The 18979-nt window shown below is 67.6% G+C and carries 14 protein-coding genes and 1 pseudogene; 10 read left to right on the top strand and 5 right to left on the bottom strand.

The window, feature by feature from the left end:
• Positions 1–115: 115 nt before the first annotated feature.
• A complete protein-coding gene (locus tag ACWEFV_RS03455) occupies positions 116–859 on the top strand; it encodes a GAP family protein (protein ID WP_286174895.1) in 744 nt (247 codons plus the stop codon).
• Here ACWEFV_RS03455 and ACWEFV_RS03450 read toward each other — a convergent pair.
• The 3 genes from ACWEFV_RS03450 to ACWEFV_RS03440 are packed head-to-tail and all read right to left on the bottom strand — an operon-like array spanning position 846 to position 3643.
• The gene (locus ACWEFV_RS03450; RefSeq protein WP_450069061.1) at positions 846–1793 is read right to left on the bottom strand and encodes a DUF389 domain-containing protein; all 948 of its coding nucleotides are present in this window, start codon (positions 1791–1793) and stop codon (positions 846–848) included. The genes ACWEFV_RS03455 and ACWEFV_RS03450 overlap by 14 nt on opposite strands.
• An 18-nt stretch (positions 1794–1811) precedes the next feature.
• A complete protein-coding gene (locus ACWEFV_RS03445; protein WP_135454066.1) occupies positions 1812–3158 on the bottom strand; it encodes a DUF4253 domain-containing protein in 1347 nt (448 codons plus the stop codon).
• Positions 3155–3643: a winged helix-turn-helix transcriptional regulator gene (locus ACWEFV_RS03440; protein WP_450069060.1), complete on the bottom strand. Its 489-nt coding sequence runs from the start codon at positions 3641–3643 to the stop codon at positions 3155–3157. The genes ACWEFV_RS03445 and ACWEFV_RS03440 overlap by 4 nt, the downstream gene beginning before the upstream one ends.
• Before the next feature lie 81 nt (positions 3644–3724).
• Here ACWEFV_RS03440 and ACWEFV_RS03435 point away from each other — a divergent pair, with 81 nt between their 5' ends.
• Positions 3725–4909 carry a thiolase family protein gene (locus tag ACWEFV_RS03435; protein WP_450069262.1) on the top strand — a complete coding sequence of 395 codons (1185 nt, stop codon included), beginning with the start codon at positions 3725–3727 and terminating at the stop codon, positions 4907–4909.
• An 80-nt stretch (positions 4910–4989) separates the two neighbouring features.
• Here ACWEFV_RS03435 and ACWEFV_RS03430 read toward each other — a convergent pair whose 3' ends face one another.
• Positions 4990–5439 carry a nitroreductase family deazaflavin-dependent oxidoreductase gene (locus ACWEFV_RS03430; RefSeq protein WP_450069059.1) on the bottom strand — a complete coding sequence of 150 codons (450 nt, stop codon included), beginning with the start codon at positions 5437–5439 and terminating at the stop codon, positions 4990–4992.
• Positions 5440–5608: 169 nt separating this feature from the next.
• On the opposite strand from ACWEFV_RS03430, the gene ACWEFV_RS03425 reads away from it, so the two are divergent.
• The 8 genes and pseudogenes from ACWEFV_RS03425 (at position 5609) to ACWEFV_RS03390 (ending at position 17121) form a co-directional block, all read left to right on the top strand.
• The gene (locus ACWEFV_RS03425) at positions 5609–9901 is read left to right on the top strand and encodes an AAA family ATPase (RefSeq protein WP_450069058.1); all 4293 of its coding nucleotides are present in this window, start codon (positions 5609–5611) and stop codon (positions 9899–9901) included.
• A 72-nt stretch (positions 9902–9973) separates the two neighbouring features.
• Positions 9974–10798, top strand: coding sequence for a hypothetical protein (locus ACWEFV_RS03420; protein WP_450069057.1), 825 nt, complete (start codon positions 9974–9976; stop codon positions 10796–10798).
• A gap of 6 nt (positions 10799–10804) precedes the next feature.
• Positions 10805–11986, top strand: a complete 1182-nt coding sequence (locus ACWEFV_RS03415) for a polyprenyl synthetase family protein (RefSeq protein WP_135454060.1) — start codon at positions 10805–10807, stop codon at positions 11984–11986.
• Positions 11983–12438 (top strand): hypothetical protein, encoded by a 456-nt coding sequence (locus ACWEFV_RS03410; RefSeq protein ID WP_135454058.1) that lies wholly within the window; start codon positions 11983–11985, stop codon positions 12436–12438. Before ACWEFV_RS03415 ends, ACWEFV_RS03410 begins: the two co-directional genes overlap by 4 nt.
• Positions 12435–12701, top strand: a complete 267-nt coding sequence (locus ACWEFV_RS03405) for a hypothetical protein (protein WP_135454056.1) — start codon at positions 12435–12437, stop codon at positions 12699–12701. Before ACWEFV_RS03410 ends, ACWEFV_RS03405 begins: the two co-directional genes overlap by 4 nt.
• Complete coding sequence (locus ACWEFV_RS03400) at positions 12698–13720, top strand: hypothetical protein (RefSeq protein WP_450069056.1); 1023 nt, start codon at positions 12698–12700, stop codon at positions 13718–13720. Before ACWEFV_RS03405 ends, ACWEFV_RS03400 begins: the two co-directional genes overlap by 4 nt.
• Positions 13713–14117, top strand: coding sequence for an SCP-2 sterol transfer family protein (locus ACWEFV_RS03395; RefSeq protein ID WP_450069055.1), 405 nt, complete (start codon positions 13713–13715; stop codon positions 14115–14117). Before ACWEFV_RS03400 ends, ACWEFV_RS03395 begins: the two co-directional genes overlap by 8 nt.
• Positions 14114–17121 (top strand): annotated as a pseudogene (locus ACWEFV_RS03390) (FAD-dependent oxidoreductase). Before ACWEFV_RS03395 ends, ACWEFV_RS03390 begins: the two are co-directional and overlap by 4 nt.
• On the opposite strand, the gene aspS reads toward ACWEFV_RS03390, so the two are convergent.
• A complete protein-coding gene (gene aspS / locus ACWEFV_RS03385) occupies positions 17118–18923 on the bottom strand; it encodes an aspartate--tRNA ligase (protein WP_450069054.1) in 1806 nt (601 codons plus the stop codon). The pseudogene ACWEFV_RS03390 and the gene aspS sit on opposite strands and share 4 nt — an antisense overlap.
• Positions 18924–18979 lie beyond the last annotated feature (56 nt).

The raw sequence follows: 18979 nt of genomic DNA, 5'->3' as shown, positions 1-18979 counted from the left end.
CATGGCGAACTCCCCCGCACTGCGTGCAACGGGCGGTCACGGTTGATGCGCCCGGATTCGGCCGTAGTCGGTCAGCGCTGGTTGAATTCAGCGGTGAGGTAACTGAGGTGAAGGGATGTGGCCGCCCGCGATGTGGAGCACCGTGCTGGTGATGGCCGCCGTGGCGGCAATCGATCCCCTGAGAATCGGGGTCGTTGCCTTCATGCTGTCGCGGTCCCGGCCCTTGCGTTTGCTGCTCCCGTTCTTTCTCTTCGCCTTCACCGCCAACGTCGCAGTGGGCGCCGCGGTGGTGTTCGTGTTCAAGAACGCCACGGGCGACGGCGGCAGCACGATGCCGCCGGGACTGGAGATCGGCATCGGCGCCGTGGCGCTGGTGATCGCTGTCCTGTCCGCGACAGGACAGCTCGAACGCCTGGTCAACCGGGTGCGCGCGCGACGGGCCGTACCGGTCGCAGTGGGTGACGGCACCGATACGCCGCCCGCGGAGGAGGCGGTGCCAGGTCTGTCGAAACTGCCGGCGGGGATGCAGGCCGCCCTGCGTGGTGAGGCACCGTGGGCCGCCGCGCTGCTGGGCCTCATCAACGGTTTCCCCACGCCCTACTACCTGGCCGCGATGGCTGCGGCCCTCACCTCAGGTGCCGCATTGGCCGAGCAGATGGCCGCAATGGTCGTGTTCAACCTCGTCGGTTTCCTGGCGGCGCTGATCCCGATCATCAGCTTCTGGGTGGCGCCGGAGGCCACCCGGTCGGGTGTGGAGCGGCTGTATGCCTGGATGGGCCGGCACCATCGCCTGGTGGTGGCCGTGATCGCCGGCGCGGTCGGAGTGTTCTTCTTGGCCTCGGGCATCAGCCACTTGTGACGGCGCGGCGAACCTTCGTGCGACTGCCGACTTTCGCGCGACGGTAGACCGCGAGCGTCAGCACACCGGCCATGGTGATACCCAGCAGGTTCACCAGCAGCTGCAGCACCGAATCGGCGGCGACATCCCAATCGCCGACGGTGGCGGCCACCACCGCGAAACCCGCGGCGGGGACGGTCGTCACCGAGATGAAGACACCCACCAGCGCGGCGGATTTCGACGATACGAGCGACAGCATCCCGGCGGCGCCCGCCAGCAGTGCGACGACGAATGAGAACGGTCCCACCTGGAAGATGAAGTCGACCTGGGTGAGTTCGCTGAACGTGGTCAGCTGCACCCATCCGAGCGCTTCGAATCCGAGTGTTGCCAGCCCGGTGACGACCATGGCCACCGGGAATCCGACCAGCAGCGCCGCGCCGGCCCGCCGTGCCAGCGAGACCCGGCGTTGGACGAGCGCGACGGCGAGCGCCGCGAGCGGTCCGAACTCAGGTCCCACCACCATGGCGCCGACCACGGTGATCGCCGAGTCGGTCACCACTCCGATGGCCGCGAGCAGGCACGCGATGCACAGGAACATCAGGAACGTGACACTGAGGCTGGACTCCTCGCGGGTCCGCGATACCAGCTCATCCCAGATCACCGCATCGGCTCCGTCACCGCCCGCGACATCCTCGGCGTGGTAGGCCGCGCTCGACAGCACGGTGTCGAGCGGCTCGAGGGTTATGGCGCCGAAGTGCTGCACATCAAGGGATTTCAACCGCTGGACAATCTCATCGGCCGCTTCCCGGGCGACATCGGCGGTGATCTGGTCACCGGCGGGATCAACCGCGGCACCGGCCAACAACACGATGTGGGCGACGCCGGGCTGCTCTCGCAGGACACGGAGAATCGGCTCGCGCACATCGGCCGGCGCTATGACGCGTAAGTGCAGCACCGGCCGAGACTAGCGGTTTCAGTCCCACCAGAAGGCCCACAGGGGGTGAGCCAGCATGCGCGCCAGCGCGTCGAGTGAGCCGGCCTGGGTGTTGACCGAATCGTCGCAGTACAGGTAAGCCTCCAGCGCGGCCGCCAGACCCTCCTGCCGGGTACGCGGCGGCTGGTCGACGGTCAGCAGTAGTGACTCGTCGTCGAGGGCGAGCAATTCGGTCCCGTAACGGTCTGACCAGCGGCGCAGGATCGCTGCATGCTCGACACCGCGAACGTCCGAGTTGATCGCGCCCGACCATTGGAGCAGGCCGGGTACCAGCCAATCGGCAGGGGTGGGCACCAGGGCCAACTGCGTGTACTCACTGCGAGAATCGAACTCGGCGAACTGCTGTTGCCAGTCTTCGGAGTCGACGGCCTCGAAGGCGGCCGGATGTCTCGGGATGTTGTATTCGGCTGTGCGCTCTTCGAATTCACGTTGCAGCCAGCGGACTCCGTCGAGTTCGGCCGCAAGCACGGGGCTGTCATCGGCGATACCGTCCATCCCGAGCCGGTGCCAGGCCGATTTGGTGAGCAGCACGGGCCACAAGCCCGTCGCCGGGAACTGGGAACGAACTGCCAGCCATGCCGCGGCGGCGGGTGCACCGGGCGGCACCGGTACCGACCACATGGGTGCCCGGTGGGCCAGCACGTCGTCATGGCGTTCCAGTTCGCCGAGATGGACGCCGAGCAAGGCCAGCGCGGCCGCCGGATCGGTAGGCGGCCGTACCGCGGCTGGTGGCGGGCCGGACGGGTCGGGCCTGAAGGGCGGCTGGGCAAGGGGCAGAACAGGTTCCGTAGCAATGGATTCCGGAAGGAACGGCCGTGCGGACGACGGCGCGAACGCTTCGACGGCCCGGCCGGTAAGGGCGCGGGCCAACCCGGTCAGGTCCGCGCTCACAGCGGCCACAGTGTTGTCCTGGATCGCCCAGACGGTCGGGTCCAGGTCGGGCCCCTGCCGGAGGAACGCGACGCCGTAGACCGGTACCACCCTGGGCTGATCGGCGAGCTTCGCGCTGGCGAGCCTCAGTGCCGCGTCACCACCGGGGTTGTGGCCCCAGGCGGAAAGCCACAGTTGACCTTCGCGCACCGCATGCAGCAACTCGCGAACCGGCCGACCGATGTGCATCCGCAAGGTCACCTCGTCGGCGTTGCGCCAGTCAGGCCAGCCGGAGCCCACCGGCACTCCGGCGGACAGGAAGTCACGGTGATCAGTGTTGAGCCGCAGAGAGAACCGGGACTCGAGGGCGTTCAGTTCGGCTTCGGTGAGTCCGGGTTCGATACGCCATCGGCCGTCTTCGGCGAGCGTCTCCAGCGCACGCGCACCCACCGTCACGACGTGCGACGCTCGACGCGGACGACGAGTTCGTCGGCCGGCACGTGGTGTCCTTCGTCACAACGGATTTCGACTCCGGCCAGCGCACCGCACCCGTCATGTGCGAGCCGCAGTCCGGTGTCGTTGAGATGCTTGCGACCCCACTCGAACATGGCCCACACCACCGGCATGAAGTCGGTTCCGGATTCGGTGAGCACGTACTCGTCGCGCTCCCGCTGACCGGGCTCGCGATAGGGCCGTTTTGCCAGCAGCCCGGCCGCCACCAGGTCGGACAACCGTGCCGAGGTTGCCGCCTTGGTGATCCCGACCCTGCGGGCGAAGTCGTCGAAGCGGGTCGTGCCGTAGAAGGCCTCGCGCATGATCAGCATCGCCGACTTGGTGCCGGCGAACGCCATGGTCCTCTCGATCGGGCAATGACCCACTGCCGACCAGCTGTCCCGGTCGGCGAGCTTGCCCTGCAGCATTCCCACGGAATCAAACCCCATCCCTGAGTTGTTCTCACTATACCCAGGTGTTATACCTGGGTAGTCATCACAATACTCAGCGTGGAGCATCAGGAGGCCCAGATGACCGGATATGCAGACCGGGACGCAGTCATCGTCGGAGCGGTCCGGACCCCGATCGGCAAAGGCAAGGCCAACGGCGCACTGCACGGCGTCCTGCCGGCCGATCTGCTGGCCCACAGCCTGCGGGAGCTGATCACCCGCACCGGTGTCGACCCGGCACTCGTCGACGACGTCATCGCGGGCGCCGTGACCCAGGTCGGCGATCAGGCCGTCAACATCGCCCGCAATGCCCTGCTGGGCGCGGGCTTCCCGGAGACCGTTCCGGGGACCACGGTGGACCGACAGTGCGGCAGTAGCCAGCAGGCGATCAGCTTCGCCGCGCAAGGCGTGCTGGCCGGCGCCTACGACATCGTGATCGCCGCGGGTGTGGAGTCCATGTCCCGGGTGCCCATGGGCAGCTCGGTACTGCCGGGCAGCGACCCGTTCGGCCTGGCCTTCGCCGAGCGCTACTCTGAAGGCCTTGTCCCACAAGGGATCAGCGCCGAGTTGATCGCAGCCAAGTGGGGCTTTTCCCGCGCCCAGCTCGACGAGTTCTCGGCGGGCAGCCACGAGAAGGCGGCGCGGGCCACCAAGGACGGATTGTTCGAGGCCGAACTCGCGCCGATCGCCGGACTGAGCACCGACGAGATCATCCGCCCGGGGACGACGGTCGACACCCTGTCCGGGTTGAAGCCGGCGTTCTACAACGAGGCCTATGCCGCCCGCTTCCCGCAGATCAACTGGGAGATCACCCCGGGTAACTCGTCACCGCTGTCCGACGGCAGCGCGGCGGTGATGATCACCAGCGGGGCGACGGCCAGGAAGCTCGGGCTCAAGCCCCTGGCACGTATCCATACCACCACCGTGGTCGGGTCGGATCCGCTGTACATGCTGACCGGCGTCATCCCGGCCACCGAAAAGGTATTGGCGCGTGCGGGTCTGACGCTGGCAGACATCGACCTGTTCGAAGTCAACGAGGCGTTCGCCCCGGTCGTGCTGGCCTGGGCGCATGACACAGGTGCAGATCTGGGCAAGACGAACGTCAACGGTGGCGCGATTGCCATCGGCCATCCGCTGGGAGCCAGTGGTGCACGCATCATGACCACCCTGGTCAATGCGCTCGAGCAGCGCGGCGGGCGCTACGGCCTGCAGACGATGTGCGAGGGCGGCGGCATGGCCAACGCCACCATCATCGAACGGCTGTAGCCCGATCCCGGCCGAAACGGTATTCCAGCGGCGAAAGTGCGAGTCGCAGGCGGCTGGAATACCGTTTCGGCGCCCAGGGACTAAGCGCGGACGATTTCGAACAACGGGATGGACCGAGTGGTGTTGGCCTGGTATTCGGCGAACACGGGCGCAACCTCGGTGATCTTCGGGTAGGCGGCGTCGCGCTCGGCATCGGGCAGTTCCCGGGCCGTTGCGTCGTAGGCGTCGGTGCCCAGCTCGATACGTACCTTCGGATTGGCCCGCAGATTGTGCACCCATGCCGGGTCTTTCGGCGCACCTGCGTACGACCCCACGATGAGCATCTTGCCGTCGACGGTCAGATAGGCCAGCGGCGAGAGCCGTGGCTTGCCCGACTTGGCGCCGGTCGTGTGCAGCAACAGCAGGTCGGCCTGCTCGAACGGGCCGCCGACCTTGCCACCGTTCCCCCGGAATTCCTCGACCACGTTGCGGTTGAAGTCATCGAGGTATTCCGTGTCGGTGTAGAACTTGCCCTTGTCCATCTCGGTCATGACTTCTCCAGCTTCTCCGGTGGCGCTTCTATTCCACGATGTCTGGCCCAGGTCGGTTCCAGACCCGTGAAAACGCGCCGAAAACGGTGGGCTCCTGCGATCCTGGCTATCTCTGACGATCCGGTCAATTCGCCTCGGACCGCCCAATCGGAGAGGGGCGCTACGTGCGGTGACATCGGCGACGCTCGACATCAGCGGCCGCGTGGTCGACCGACGACGCGAGCTGGGCGAACTTCGCGCCGCAGCGGCGTCAGCCGAACGGAACGGCGGGACATCCGTGCTCATCAGCGGGGTTCCCGGTGTGGGCAAGTCGACCCTCCTGCAGGCCTTCGGAGATGAACTCGCAGATCGCAACTGCACGTTCGCCTACGGCCGCTGTCGAGACGGGGCTCCGGCCCCGTATTCGGCGATAGGCGATGCACTCACCGCGCTGGTCCACTCCATGGTGGCAGCCGCCCCGGCGGAGCGCGACGAATGGCGCGCGGATCTCAGCGTCGAGACTTCGCCGCTGACAGGCGTTCTCGGGGATCTCGTGCCAGAGCTGACCGACGCGCTCGGCGGGGCCGCACCGGTGGCCGACCTCGATGCCGCCGAGACCCGCCGCCGGTTGCACCGCGCCGTCATCCGTCTGCTTTCGATCACCGCCGCCCACCGGATGGTCGTGCTCGCCATCGATGACCTGCAATGGGCGGACCAGGACTCGCTGTTACTGCTGTCGGAACTGCTCGCGGTGGCACCCCGCAGTGTCCTGGTACTCGGCGCGTACCGCGAAGGCGAGTTCGACGCCGGCGCAGCCGGCATCACCTCGCCCCACGTACGCAGTCTGGAGCTGGGCACGCTGGGCCCCGAGGACGTCGAGGAACTGCTCACCGACGTCACCGGCCGGAGCCTTGAGCTGGCCGAAGTGGCCGCCGAATTCCAACACCGCACCGGGGGCAATCCCCTCCAGATCCGCCAACTGCTGTACCGCGCGCAGCGCGAAGGAGCCCTGAACCCGGCCGGCGACGGACAGAGCCCGGTGTGGGATCTGCGCGCGCTGTCCTCGATCGAGGTCTCCGCCACCGAGGCGGAATTTCTCGGCAGCTACCTGAACCAATTGCGTCCATCCGATCTTGCGGTGTTGAGCTCGGTGTCCTGCATCGGTGGCGAGTTCGACCTGGCCGACGCCGCAGTAGCCTCTGCACAACCCTCAGACGTTGCAGCACAAGCCCTTTGGGCGTGTATGGAACTGCGGCTCATCGAGGCGGTCGACAGCGGCGGCCGGCGCATCGCGAACGCCATCAGCCGTGACGCGCGCTACCGCTTCAGCCACGACCGGGTCGCCGAAACGGCCCGGGCCCATCTGTCCGACGACGCACAGCTCGAGGTGCACCTACGGCTGGGCAGGCGGCTGATCGAACTGGGCGACGAGCGGTTGTTCGAAGCCGCGCGGCACGTCGGGATCGGCGGCCTGACCGGCACCGACGGCGCCGAGCGAATCCGCTTCGTCGACGTACTTCACCGCGCCGCCCGGAAAGCCCGGGTCCAGGCATCATTCCCGTTGGCGCTGGAGTACTGCCGCAATGCCCTGCGGCTGCTCGGCGCGCAGCGCTGGGCCACGAACTTCCCGTTGGCCAGGGAACTGCACCTCGACGCCGCGGACGCCGCACTGCTCGTCGGCGATGTCCCGGCGCTGTTCGCCTTGCTCGACGAGGCCGACGACGCGTTGTCCGACCCGGCCGACCGCGCCCGGCTCGCGTACCTGCGGCTCAAAGGTCGCGTCGCGCAGAACCGGTTGCGTGAGGCGATCGAGATCGGGCTGGCCGCGCTCGACGAGCTGGGCGAGCCGCTGCCTGCCCAGGCCGGCAAGCCACGGATGGCCAATGCGATGGTCCGGATGCGGCTGACGATGCGCCGTTGGAGCAACGACCGGCTGCTGGACCTGCCGTCCTGCCAGGATCCGCGCGTCATCGAGGTTCAGCGGATCCTCACCGAGATGCGCAGCATCTCCTATATCGTCCGGCCGAATCTCTTCCCCCTGTTGGTGCGCAAGCAGCTCGAACTCACCCTGGCCTACGGCCATACCCCGTCCTCGCCCCTGGTCTTGGCCAGCTACGGGCTCTTGCTGGTGATACTCGGTGATCGTTCGGGCGCCCAGCGGTTCGGGGAGGTCGGGCTGCAGCTGGCCGAGCGGCCGGAATTCCGGGAGGCCAGGCCGCAGACGCTGTTCATGCATCTGAACTTCATCCACCACTGGCGTCATCCCCTGCGCGACGGGCTCGGCCTGCTCCGCGGCGCCGTCACCGAGGCCCTCGACCAGGGCGATCAGGAGTATGCCGGATTTCTTGCCGCGACCCTGATCTCCCAGTCGTTCTGGGTGGGCCGGCCCCTCGCCGAGATCGACGCACTGGCACAGTCCCTGATCCCCCAGTTCCGTACACAACGCGCACCCAGCATGCTCTGTCAGGCGCAACAACAGATGGCGCTGAACCTGATGGGCAGGTGCGAGGATCCGCTGCTGCTCGCCGGCGAGAGCGGCTACGACGAGCGGGAGGTGCTGGCCGCGGCACAGCGTGAGGGCGACGAGGTCGTCATGGGGATCGTGGCGGCGATGAAGCAGGGTTTGTGTTTCTGGTCCGGCGACCACGCGGGCGCCATCCCGTTCACCGAGGAGGCCGTCGAGCACATCGACGGCCTGGTCGGCACCTCCGTCTCCCAGCTGGTCTACCTGATCGGTGCGCTGAGCCTGATGCAGAACGCGCCGCGCGACCGCGCGACCGCCCGCTTCGTCCGCCGGGCGATGAAGTTGCACCGGACCTGCGCCGAGACCGCGCCGGAGAACTACGCGGCGGCCTACGAGCTGCTCCAGGGCTCATGGGCGCGCGCCCGCGGTCACTACGGCCAGGGTGAGCGCCATCTGCACCGGGCAATTGCGCTCGCCGAGACACACCAGCTACCCATGATCGGCGCCCGTGCCCACGAGGAGGCGGCGTTGCTGTACGCCGAGACCGGGCGAATGACGCTGCGCGATCACATGTTGCGCTCGGCCTACCAACGCTGGCTCAGTCTCGGGGTGGCGATCCGCACGGACTGGCTTGCCCAGCAACATCCCTGGCTGCTCAGCCGGGACCTGGTACATCCGGGTGCGGTCGGTATCGACCCCGTCAGCGCCCATCAGTTGCTGCGGACCCTGGCCGGGGCGCGGACCGCCGATGGTGTGGCTCGCATCATTCTGGGCTCGGTCGCCGACACCACCGGGGCCCGCCGAGTACAGCTGCTCACCAGAGCCGCCGACGAATCCTGGGGTGTGCGCGCCTTCTACGAGCACGGCGCCGCCACAATCCTCGACGAGCGCTCGACCGAAGCGAGCTATGACGGCGAGCTGGTCCGGCTGGTTGCCTCCAGCGGTGTCCCGCATGTGGCCACACGCACTCTGGCGTCACCGATAGTGGTGCAGGACAGGGTGATCGGGGTGATCTGTGCCCAGCGCGACGATACCGGCGGACATTTCACGTCCGATCAGCAGGACGCGGTCATGTTCCTGTGCGCACAGGCCGCCGCACCGTTGTGGAACTTCCAGCTCGAGGCACGGCTGAAGGCCGCCGATGAGTACCGGCAGTCGCTGATCGACGTGCAATCCCGATTCGTGCCCAACGAGCTGCTGCGCATCCTCGACATCGACGACCTCCGCCGCGTACGCGCCGGCTACCGCGTCGAGCGCGAGATGACGGTCCTGATCAGCGATATCCGTGGTTACACCACGATGATCGAGGACATGAATGTTTCGGAGGCCGGCAATCTGGCGATGGGCTTCCTGCGCGCGGTCGAGCTGCCGATCATCAGCTGCAACGGTTTCGTCCAGGACGTACGCGGAGACGAGATCGTCGCCGTTTTCGAGACCCCGGACGACGCGGTCCGGGCTGGTCTGGCGATGCTGCGATCCTTGCGCGACCACAACCGGGAACGGTTGGCACACGGCTCCGAGGAGTTGCGCGCGGGCATCGGCATCAATACCGGAGCGGTGGGAGTCGGACTGGTCGGCGGCGTTAACCGCATGGTGCTGACCATCATCGGCGATGCGGTGAACCTGGCCGCGCGTATCGAGAGCACCAACAAACGTTACGGGTCCGCTTTGCTCATCTCTGATGCGACCATGACCCGGCTGGCTCGATCCCCGGGGTTCGACGTCCGACGCATGGAACGGGTGATGGTCGTCAACCGGCGCAGGCCGGTGACGATTTACGAAGTCTACGACGATGATTCGGATACCCTGCGGTCCGCCAAACGTGCGGCGCAACCCGCCTTCGCGGAAGCCTTCGCACTGTTCGACGCCGGGGATGTCGACCGGGCCCGCACCGCATTCAAGCGGTGTCAGCGATTGCTGCCGGATGATCCCGTCGCTCCGCTGCACCTGGCGCACTGCGAAGCGATGGCACGCGGCGAGATGACGCCCGGGCAGGAAGTGGTACTCCACCAGAAGTAGTTCACGCCGAAACGACCACACCCGCCGGTGCGGTCTGCGATGCTTTCCTGATCGGGGTCAGGGGGTCACCAAATGTATTTGACTACAGAACAATTGACCATCGCCAACCAGGCGGTCACCGAGACCTTCGAGCAGACGTGCATCGCCTGGCAGGCCATCCCCCATTGGAACACCTGCGACCCGGGCCAGCGCCGGGTACGCAACGACGTCGTCAACAATCCCGGCTTCTTACGAGTCCGCTCCCGGGAGGTCAGTTTCCAGGTCACCCTGGTCCAGACCACCGCGCCGACCCTCGATTCCCTGATCGACGAAGTGAACTGGGCTGCAACCAGACTCGCCCGCAGAGTGGACAACAGGGTCATCAGATCACTGCGCAACAATGCGTTCTACACATTCAACTTCGACGCCGCAACATCCCAAATCCTGTTGGACAACCTCATCGACGCCCGGGCAAAGATCGAGGATGCCGGTTACCGGTCCCCGTCGTGTCTCATCTCCGACACCCAGGGACTGAAAGAGCTCAGCGATCTGACTGCCGGCTATCCCGTCACCAATGAGCTGCTCGCCGCGGCGCACGTCAACTCACTGCACCGCGCGTCACAGCTCAACAGGCAGATGGACGAGGTCGACAAGACCGGAGCGATCACGGGCAAGAGAAGGCCTGGCACCGTCATGGTGATGCTCGGCCGGCGCCAGCTCATCGCGCATTCAGGCGCCCCCGAGGCCTCACCGGGTGAGGAGCCGATAGACCTCGCCATCAGTGTGTTGCCGAGTCTCGAGGTACTCGGTGAGACCACGAACTCGCGGATCGAGATGGCCGTCCGAATCCGGTTCGCCCTGCGGATCAAGGAGAAGCGAAGTCTCGCGGCGTTGTACGGGAGGCCGGTCAAGAAGTGATCAGCCATGACCTCGACCCTGCCTGAGGCGCCCCCAGCGCACACCGAACCGAATCCACTCGACGCCTACCTTGCCCTGTGCAAGGAGGCCTGTGACGGTGAGATCACCAGGATCTACGGCAGCGGAACAGGATCCAGCGGTCTGCGGGAGTTGATCCTGGACTACCCGCGCCGCGGCGGGAAGGCGCTCCGGCCGGCGCTGAGCATCGCCGTCTGTCTGGGGCTCGGCGGCCATCTCGATGCCATCCTGCCCACCGCCGCGACACTAGAGCTCTACCACAACGCATTCCTCATCCATGACGACATCGAAGATGAATCATGGTGGCGGCGAGGCAAACCCGCTCTGCACATCGATCACGGCGTCCCGGTCGCGGTCAATGTCGGCGACGCCATGCTGTCACTGTCGCTGCAGCCGTTGCTGGACAACGTCGAGCGCATTGGATTGGGCCCCGCGCTGCGCATCCTGAAGGCCGTCGCGCACATGACCCGGCAGACCGTCGACGGCCAGGCGATCGAACTGGACTGGGTACGGACCAACACCTGGCGGCTCGACGACAGCGACTATCTCCGGATGGTGGAGCTCAAGACCAGCTGGTACTCGTTCATCACCCCACTGCAGGCCGGTGCCATCGCCGCCGGAACAGTCCCTGAGCACCTGACATCGCTGGAGCGTTTCGGCCGCCACCTCGGCGCCGCGTTCCAGATCACCGACGACCTGCTGAACCTGCGCGCCGCCCCCGAGGCCTACGGCAAGGAGATCGGTGGCGATCTCTGGGAGGGCAAACGGACCCTGATGCTGTTACACGCCCTGCGCGGCGCGGAACCGGCCGAACGAGAGCACGCCGTGCGCATCCTGGCCAAGCGGCGCCCCGGCGCTGAAGGCGAATCAGGGCTGACCGGCCTGCTCGATCGCCTCACCACCCGGGGCGAACTCTCCCGCACCGGCCACAGTGCGATCACGAAATTCCTTCATGCACAACACATCACCGAACCGAAAACCCTCGATGAAATTCACTGGCTCTTCGGTCTGCTGCACCGGACCGGATCGCTGACACACGCCAGGGACATCGCCGCCGAGCACGCCGGGCATGCCGCCGCGGTACTGACTGATCTCGACTGGCTGCCACCGAGCCACCACCGGCAGGCTCTCGCCGCCCTGGTCGACTATGTGCACGGGCGGACCCGATGAGTCCCGAAGTGCTGATCGGAATGCTCGCCGAGCTCGATCGGATCCGGGCTCTCACCCTCGACCTCACCGAGCGCCAGGCTCCACAGCTGCTGCCCGCCCCCGACGGTGCCTCACCAGCCGAGCGCACCGTCCACGAGCTGCTCGTGGGAGCCCGTCGCGCGGTTCTCGGCAATCCGGCGGCAGCCCGCGGGTTGCACGATCTCCTCGTCGCCGAGGGCCGGCGTTACGCGCGGAGCCCCGCGGGCGCGCGACTGCGCGACGCACTCATCGCCTCGGAGTCCGTGGAGAACCTTCGCCGCCTCTGGGAGACGGTGAGCCTCAACGTGCTCGACGGGCCGGCCGTATCCGACTCCGCTCCGACCGCCTGGGCGGAGTTGCTCGCCGACGCCGTCATCGGACACGGGCTCGACGACGCGATACTGTCCCGCCTCCGTCCGGAGGGCTTCGCATGAGCCTCTCCGACCCCCGGGCGGCCCTGGCCGAGCAGAGCAGCTTCATCGAGTATCTGGTCGGTCTGGCGGCAGTGTCGCGCGCCATCCACGCCCTGGCCGGTGACGGCACGACACCCGTACCGCCCCGGCCCGCGGACGATTTCGTGCATGCGCTGCTGGGGCTGGCCAGCCTGGGGACTGCGATCGAGCGGCTGGCCGAATCCGCCACCGGACAAACCGCCGCGGCCCCGCCACCGGACAGCCCGAGGAGGTGGCTGCGATGACCGCAGTGCTCGCGGGCAGCGATTTCCTTCGCGCCCCTGTGCTCGCCGCGACGCACCCTGAAGCCTTCAAAGAGTGGCACCACTTCGTCATTCACGGGCCGGGCCGACACATCCTGATCAACTTCAGCCTCGCCGACGAGACAACCGCGACCGGACGTCATCACCTGGTGCCACGGGTGATCGTGATCGCCCACGACGACCGGTGGACCGGAGCTGTCGAACGGTTCGACAGCTCCGCGCTCGACGTGTCAGCCGACCTCGGCGACCTGACGATCGGCGGCAACCGGATGACGGTGGCCCCTGACGGCTACCGGGTGCTGATCGATCTCCCCGAGCAGGATATTCGGGGCGATCTCACCTTCGCACCGGTCAGCCGGCCGTTCGTGGTCAACAATCAGCCTGTCGGCGAGGGCCGGATGAACTGGCTGTTCGTGCCGCGACTGCGGGCCGCCGGACGGCTGCACATCGGCGGCCGCGAGCATCGCATCGAAGATGAACTCGCCTATCACGACCACAACTGGGGTCGCTTCCGGTGGGGTGACGACTTCGGCTGGGTCTGGGGCACCATCCTGCCCCGGGAATCCGGCGATCCGTGGTCGATGGTGTTCCTCCAGATGACCGACCGGCGTCGGTTGCACTACCTGTCCCAGGCGCTCTACGTGTGGCACCACGACGAGCCCGCCGCGATCTTCCGGCACGCCGCGGTCACCACCGAGCGCGTCGGCGTGCTGATGCGAGGGCCCGACTGCACCTTGCCACCCCCGATGCGGCTCGTCCTCGACGGTGCGGCGCCGGGGGTACCGGAGAAGTTCCGCATCGGTGCCGCGCGGGTCGACGACGAGGTACACGCCGAATTCCGGGTCGCTTCCTACGCGCGGCTCGCACAACCCAGCGAGCTCAGTCTCACCCGGTCGACGGTGCTCTGCGAAGCCAACGGCACCGCCACCGTGACCGGAAGAATCGGGGGCAGGCAGATCGACTTCGCCGGCGCGGGTGTATTCGAGTTCCTCTATGGCTGAACAGGTTTCGTCGCTGCTGCGGCGCTCGATCGAGCACCTCGCCGAGGAGGGGCCCGCCGGTTACCGGCTGCTCCTGCAACAGCTGGGGCCGCTGGTGGTCGAACTCGACGTGGACGGCGAGACCTTCGCACTGTCGGGTGGACACGAACTCCAGGTCACCGATGGCGGCGCGGACGCCCCCGGTGTGCGGATACGCACCTCCCGTTCCGCCATTCTCGACGTGCTGGATGCGACGGTCGGCCTCGGGGATGCCGTGGACACCGACAAGCTGTGCGTCCGAGGCACACTCGACGATGTACTGCGCGCACACGACACGCTTCTCGCCTACGTCCACGCCGCGGTCCGGGCGCCGGCACACCCGGCCCTGCTGAGAGCACTCCGCGCGGGTGCGCCATGACGTGCGTGTCGACGCCCGCGTCGTGCACCCCGCGCCCCACTGTCGTCGTTCTGGGCGCCGGAATCGCCGGCCTCACCGCGGCACATGAACTGGCCGACCGCGGTTTCGACGTCACGGTGTACGAGCCGCGGGAGGATGAACGCAACGGATTCGACACCGCGACTCCCGGCAGCCATCCCCCGGTCAAGCTCGGCGGCCTTGCCGCATCCCAGTTCTCGACCATCGGCCCCGTCGGCGGCAGCCCGGCGGAACTGCGTCCGTTCCCGGGTCGCCGGGGCAATCCGTGTCCGCCCGAGTGCGCCGTCGCGGGTGAGCACGGCTTCCGCTTCTTCCCGGCCTACTATCTGCACATCTGGGATCTCTTCCAACGCATCCCGGTCTATCAGCGCACCGGTGCCGGCCAATGGCAGCCGACATCACGCACCGTCATGGACAACGTCCGGCGCGTCGTCACCCAGGGCACGACCGTCGACGGCAAACCCTCTCTGGTGTTCCCCCGCGAGCTGCCGCGCAGCCTTGCCGAATTCCTCGGCATTCTCCGCCAGCTCACCCAACTGGGTTTCACCGCAACCGATGTCGCAGCGTTCCAGGGCCGGCTCCTGCGCTACCTGGTGACCAGCCCGTTGCGCCGTGGTCGGGAATTGCAGAACCTGTCCTCCTACGACTTCTTCGTCGGGCGTGACAACGACACGACCGGCAGGCGGCTGTCCTACTCACCGAACTTCGAGGCGTTGCTGCGCGAAATGCCTCGCGTGCTGGCCGCATTCGACCCGCAGTGGGGTGACGCCCGCACGAATATCACCACCTATCTGCAGCTGTACCTGAACATGGACCGCCGCGACGACAAGGCCGACGGCGTGCTCAACGGCCCCACCACCGAGGCGTGGTTCGACAACTGGCATCGGCACCTCGTCGAGCTCGGGGTCCGTTTCGTCGCAGGGGCGGCCGCGCAGCTCACTGCGCCCGACATCGACCCGAGCCTGCCGGCGCACCTGAGGCCCCGGGTGCAGGTCGTGCTGACCGACGGCACCCGGCTGAACCCGGACTACACCGTGGTCGCCGTGGATGCCCCTGCAGCCGAACAGATCACGGCCACCCTGCGGGTCGCCGGCACCGGTGGCACCGTCGCGGGCCTTGACGGCTTCACGACCTCCGCGCCGCCGCCGGACGGGCCGCTGCAATCGCAGCACACCCGGCCGCCGATCGCACGCGACCCTTGCCTCATGGACGAGATGGGACGCGTGCCCTGGGACCGGTTCCAGACCCTCAGTGGCATCCAGTTCTATTTCGACACGGAGTTCCAGCTGATCCGCGGGCACATGTACTACGCCGGGACCGAGTGGGCGCTGTCATCGATCAATCAGCACGGACTCTGGGAGAACCGACCCCGTCTTGCCCGCGACGGGTACGTCTCGGTGCTCTCGGTCGACATCGGGGATTTCAACGCGCCGTCCCGTCACCTGGTCGACGAGTTGGGACGCGGCAGGGCGGCCCGGGAGTGCACCGCCGACGAGATCGCCGCCGAAGTGTGGCGCCAGATCGTCACCGCCCTGACTAACGATGCCGACAACTCCGCGGAGGAATTGCTGCCCTGGCCCGTCTGGTTTGCGCTGGACCGGGGTCTGGTGATGGCCGACGGGCCGGGCCAGGGCAGGGGCCGGGTGGTCCGCAACGAAACCCCTTACCTGGTACCGATCATCGGGGACTGGGACAACCGGCCCGGTGGTGACCCGTGGAACCCGCACGGCACGTCGTGGAGCTTCGCTCCGACCGAGGAATGGTGGCTGCAGGACCTCGAGCAGCGCCATGTCTGGCAGGCCCGCCACGGCGGCTATCAGGTGCACCACAACTCGGTGGTCTTCGCCGGCACCTGGGCCAGGACATTCACCCGGATGACCTCGATGGAAGCCGCCTGCGAATCAGCCCGGCATGCCGTCAACGCCGTCCTCGATCACTACGTCTGGGTACGATCGGGCGGCCTTGACCGCCGCGAAAACACCACGCTCCCTTGGCTTTTCCCGTACGGGTTCCTCGATCAGGGGCTCTCCAGCCCGATCCGGATGCCTACGCCCGCCGGAGACTACTGCTACATCTTCGACGTCGAGAACCGCGAACCCGCCGACACCCGGGCACTGCGCATCCTCGACTCCGAGTATTGCCAGCACTCACTTCCCCACCCGTTGGACACCATCGCCCCATCCGCTGTCCCAGCTCCGTCAGGAGGCCGACCATGACGTACCCACCCGACCACAACCAGCAGATCTACGCCTATCTGCAGGCCTGGCGGCAGTTTCTGGAGCCGCTGACCGCCATGGCAGCCATGGCCGCCGGCATGGCGTACCCGGCTGGCCCTTGGACCGGGCCACCCACGTATCCCATGCCCGGTGCACCGAGCCTGCCGCCGTACCCGCCGACATACCCGGTACCGCCGCAGGCGCCCGCGGCACCGGCCGTCCAGCCCCCGGCCCAGATGCCGGCCGACTACGCACAGCAACTGTTCGGCTATCTGCAGGGCTGGCGACAGCAGCTCGAACAGATGACCGGCGCGCCACCTACGCCCCCGTCGTCGTACGGGAACGACGGGGGATCCCCGGGCCGCCGGCCGCTGCCGCCGGACGCGCCCGATGTCGGCAGAACGTCCCCACCGGCGGACGGCAGTCTCTACCCCAAGCAGGGCACGACAGCACCCGTCGAGCCGCCCAAGTACGCCATGGCGCCTGCCAACCAGGGCGGCAGTCTGATGCCCGGCGAGCAGCTCCAACGCGACAGCCTCAGGCAGGCGGCCGTGGTGGCGCGCGGACCGCAGATCGGCATGGCGCCGGTCGCCGAACTCGGTCGGGTGCGCCAACGTGACGTCACCGGCCCGCGCGTGACCAGCGCGCCGGTCGGGCGCACCGTCGCGGCGAACCCGGCGAACCCGGCGAACCCGGCGATCCAAACGGCACCACGGTCGAACTACGCCGGACTCACGAATCGCGCGCTGGGCAACGTCGAGAGGGGCTAAGCCTTCGACTCGGCCTCGGGCTTCGGCTCGGGCTTGGACTTCGACTCCGGCTTGGCGTCGATGCCCGATTCCTTGCGCTGCTGCGGGGTGATCGGCGCGGGAGCATCCGTCAGCGGGTCCACACCGCCGCCGGACTTGGGGAACGCGATGACCTCGCGAATCGAGTCCACCCCGGCCAGCAGCGCAGTGATGCGGTCCCAGCCGAAGGCGATTCCGCCGTGCGGCGGCGCCCCGAAGGCGAAGGCGTCCAACAGGAATCCGAACTTGTCCTGGGCCTCGTCGTGGTCGATGCCCATCATCGCGAACACCCGCTCCTGGATGTCGCGCCGGTGGATACGGACCGAGCCGCCGCCGATCTCGTTGCCGTTGCAGACGATGTCGTAGGCATCGGACAACGCGTTGCCGGGATCGGTGTCGAAGGTGCCCTCCGATTCGACCTTCGGCGCGGTGAAGGCGTGGTGCACGGCCGTCCAGGCACCCGAACCCACGGCCACATCGCCCGAGGCCGTCGCCACATCGGCGGGCTCGAACATCGGGAAATCCACCACCCAGGTGAATGCCCAGGCGGCCGGGTCGATCAGGTCCAGGCGCTTGGCGATCTCGATGCGGGTGGCGCCCAGCAGCGCCCGCGCCGTGCGGGCCGGGCCTGCCGCGAAGAACACGCAGTCACCGGGCTTGGCACCGACGTGGGCGGCCAGGCCGTCGCGCTCGGCGTCGGTGAGGTTCTTGGCCACCGGGCCAGAGAGAGTGCCGTCCTCGCCGACCAGCACGTAGGCCAGGCCCTTGTGGCCACGCTGCTTGGCGAACTCCTGCCAGCCGTCGAGCGTGCGGCGCGGCTGCGACGCTCCGCCCTCCATCACGACCGCGCCCACGTACGGGGCCTGGAACACCCGGAACGGGGTGTCCTTGAAGTACTCGGTGCACTCGATGAGTTCGACGCCGAACCGCAGGTCGGGCTTGTCGGAACCGAACCGGCGCATCGCATCGGCGTAGCTGATGCGCGGCAACGGCAGCGGCAGTTCATAACCGATCGTCGACCAGACCGCCCGCAGGACCTGCTCGGCGATCGCCATGACATCGTCGGCGTCGACGAAGCTGAGCTCCATGTCCAGCTGGGTGAACTCGGGCTGCCGGTCGGCGCGGAAGTCCTCGTCGCGGTAGCAGCGCGCAATCTGGTAGTAGCGCTCCATGCCCGCCACCATGAGCAGCTGCTTGAACAGCTGCGGGCTCTGCGGCAGCGCGTAGAACGAGCCGGGCTGCAGACGCGCGGGCACCAGGAAGTCGCGGGCGCCCTCGGGCGTCGAGCGGGTCAGCGTCGGGGTCTCGATCTCGACGAAGTCGTGCTCGGACAGCACGCCACGGGCGGCCGCGTTCACCTTGGAGCGCAACCGGATTGCGTTGCCCGGGCCCTCACGGCGCAGATCCAGGTAGCGGTACTTGAGCCGGGCTTCCTCGCCGGCGGTCTCGTCGAGTTGGAACGGCAGCGGGGCACTCTCGGACAGCACGGTCAGCGAGGTGGCGTTCACTTCGATCTTGCCGGTCGCGATGTCGGGGTTCTCGTTGCCCTCCGGACGGACCTCGACCACGCCGGTGACGGCGACGCAGAACTCGGCGCGCAACCGGTGCGCGGCGGCGAGCACATCACCTTCACGGAACACCACCTGCGACACACCCGACGCGTCGCGCAGGTCGATGAAGATGACGCCGCCGTGATCACGGCGACGCGCGACCCATCCCGCCAAGGTGACCGTTTGACCGGCATCCGCGGCCCGCAATGAACCGGCGGCATGACTGCGCAGCACGAAAACTCCTGAATGTTGAGATCAGACGGGTGGTGACGAGTGACCAGTCTAGAGAG

The sequence above is a fragment of the Mycobacterium sp. NPDC004974 genome, from assembly GCF_053600815.1.
Note: the sequence above shows the minus strand (reverse complement) of the source record. Positions and strands in the feature narration are given on the sequence as shown.

Coding starts and splice junctions, on each gene's coding strand:
- ACWEFV_RS03455 (WP_286174895.1), top strand. CDS start 116: ATGTGGCCGCCCGCGATGTGGAGCACCGTGCTGGTGATGGCCGCCGTG.
- ACWEFV_RS03440 (WP_450069060.1), bottom strand. CDS start 3,643: ATGGGGTTTGATTCCGTGGGAATGCTGCAGGGCAAGCTCGCCGACCGG.
- ACWEFV_RS03435 (WP_450069262.1), top strand. CDS start 3,725: ATGACCGGATATGCAGACCGGGACGCAGTCATCGTCGGAGCGGTCCGG.
- ACWEFV_RS03430 (WP_450069059.1), bottom strand. CDS start 5,439: ATGACCGAGATGGACAAGGGCAAGTTCTACACCGACACGGAATACCTC.
- ACWEFV_RS03420 (WP_450069057.1), top strand. CDS start 9,974: ATGTATTTGACTACAGAACAATTGACCATCGCCAACCAGGCGGTCACC.
- ACWEFV_RS03415 (WP_135454060.1), top strand. CDS start 10,805: ATGACCTCGACCCTGCCTGAGGCGCCCCCAGCGCACACCGAACCGAAT.
- ACWEFV_RS03410 (WP_135454058.1), top strand. CDS start 11,983: ATGAGTCCCGAAGTGCTGATCGGAATGCTCGCCGAGCTCGATCGGATC.
- ACWEFV_RS03405 (WP_135454056.1), top strand. CDS start 12,435: ATGAGCCTCTCCGACCCCCGGGCGGCCCTGGCCGAGCAGAGCAGCTTC.
- ACWEFV_RS03400 (WP_450069056.1), top strand. CDS start 12,698: ATGACCGCAGTGCTCGCGGGCAGCGATTTCCTTCGCGCCCCTGTGCTC.
- ACWEFV_RS03395 (WP_450069055.1), top strand. CDS start 13,713: ATGGCTGAACAGGTTTCGTCGCTGCTGCGGCGCTCGATCGAGCACCTC.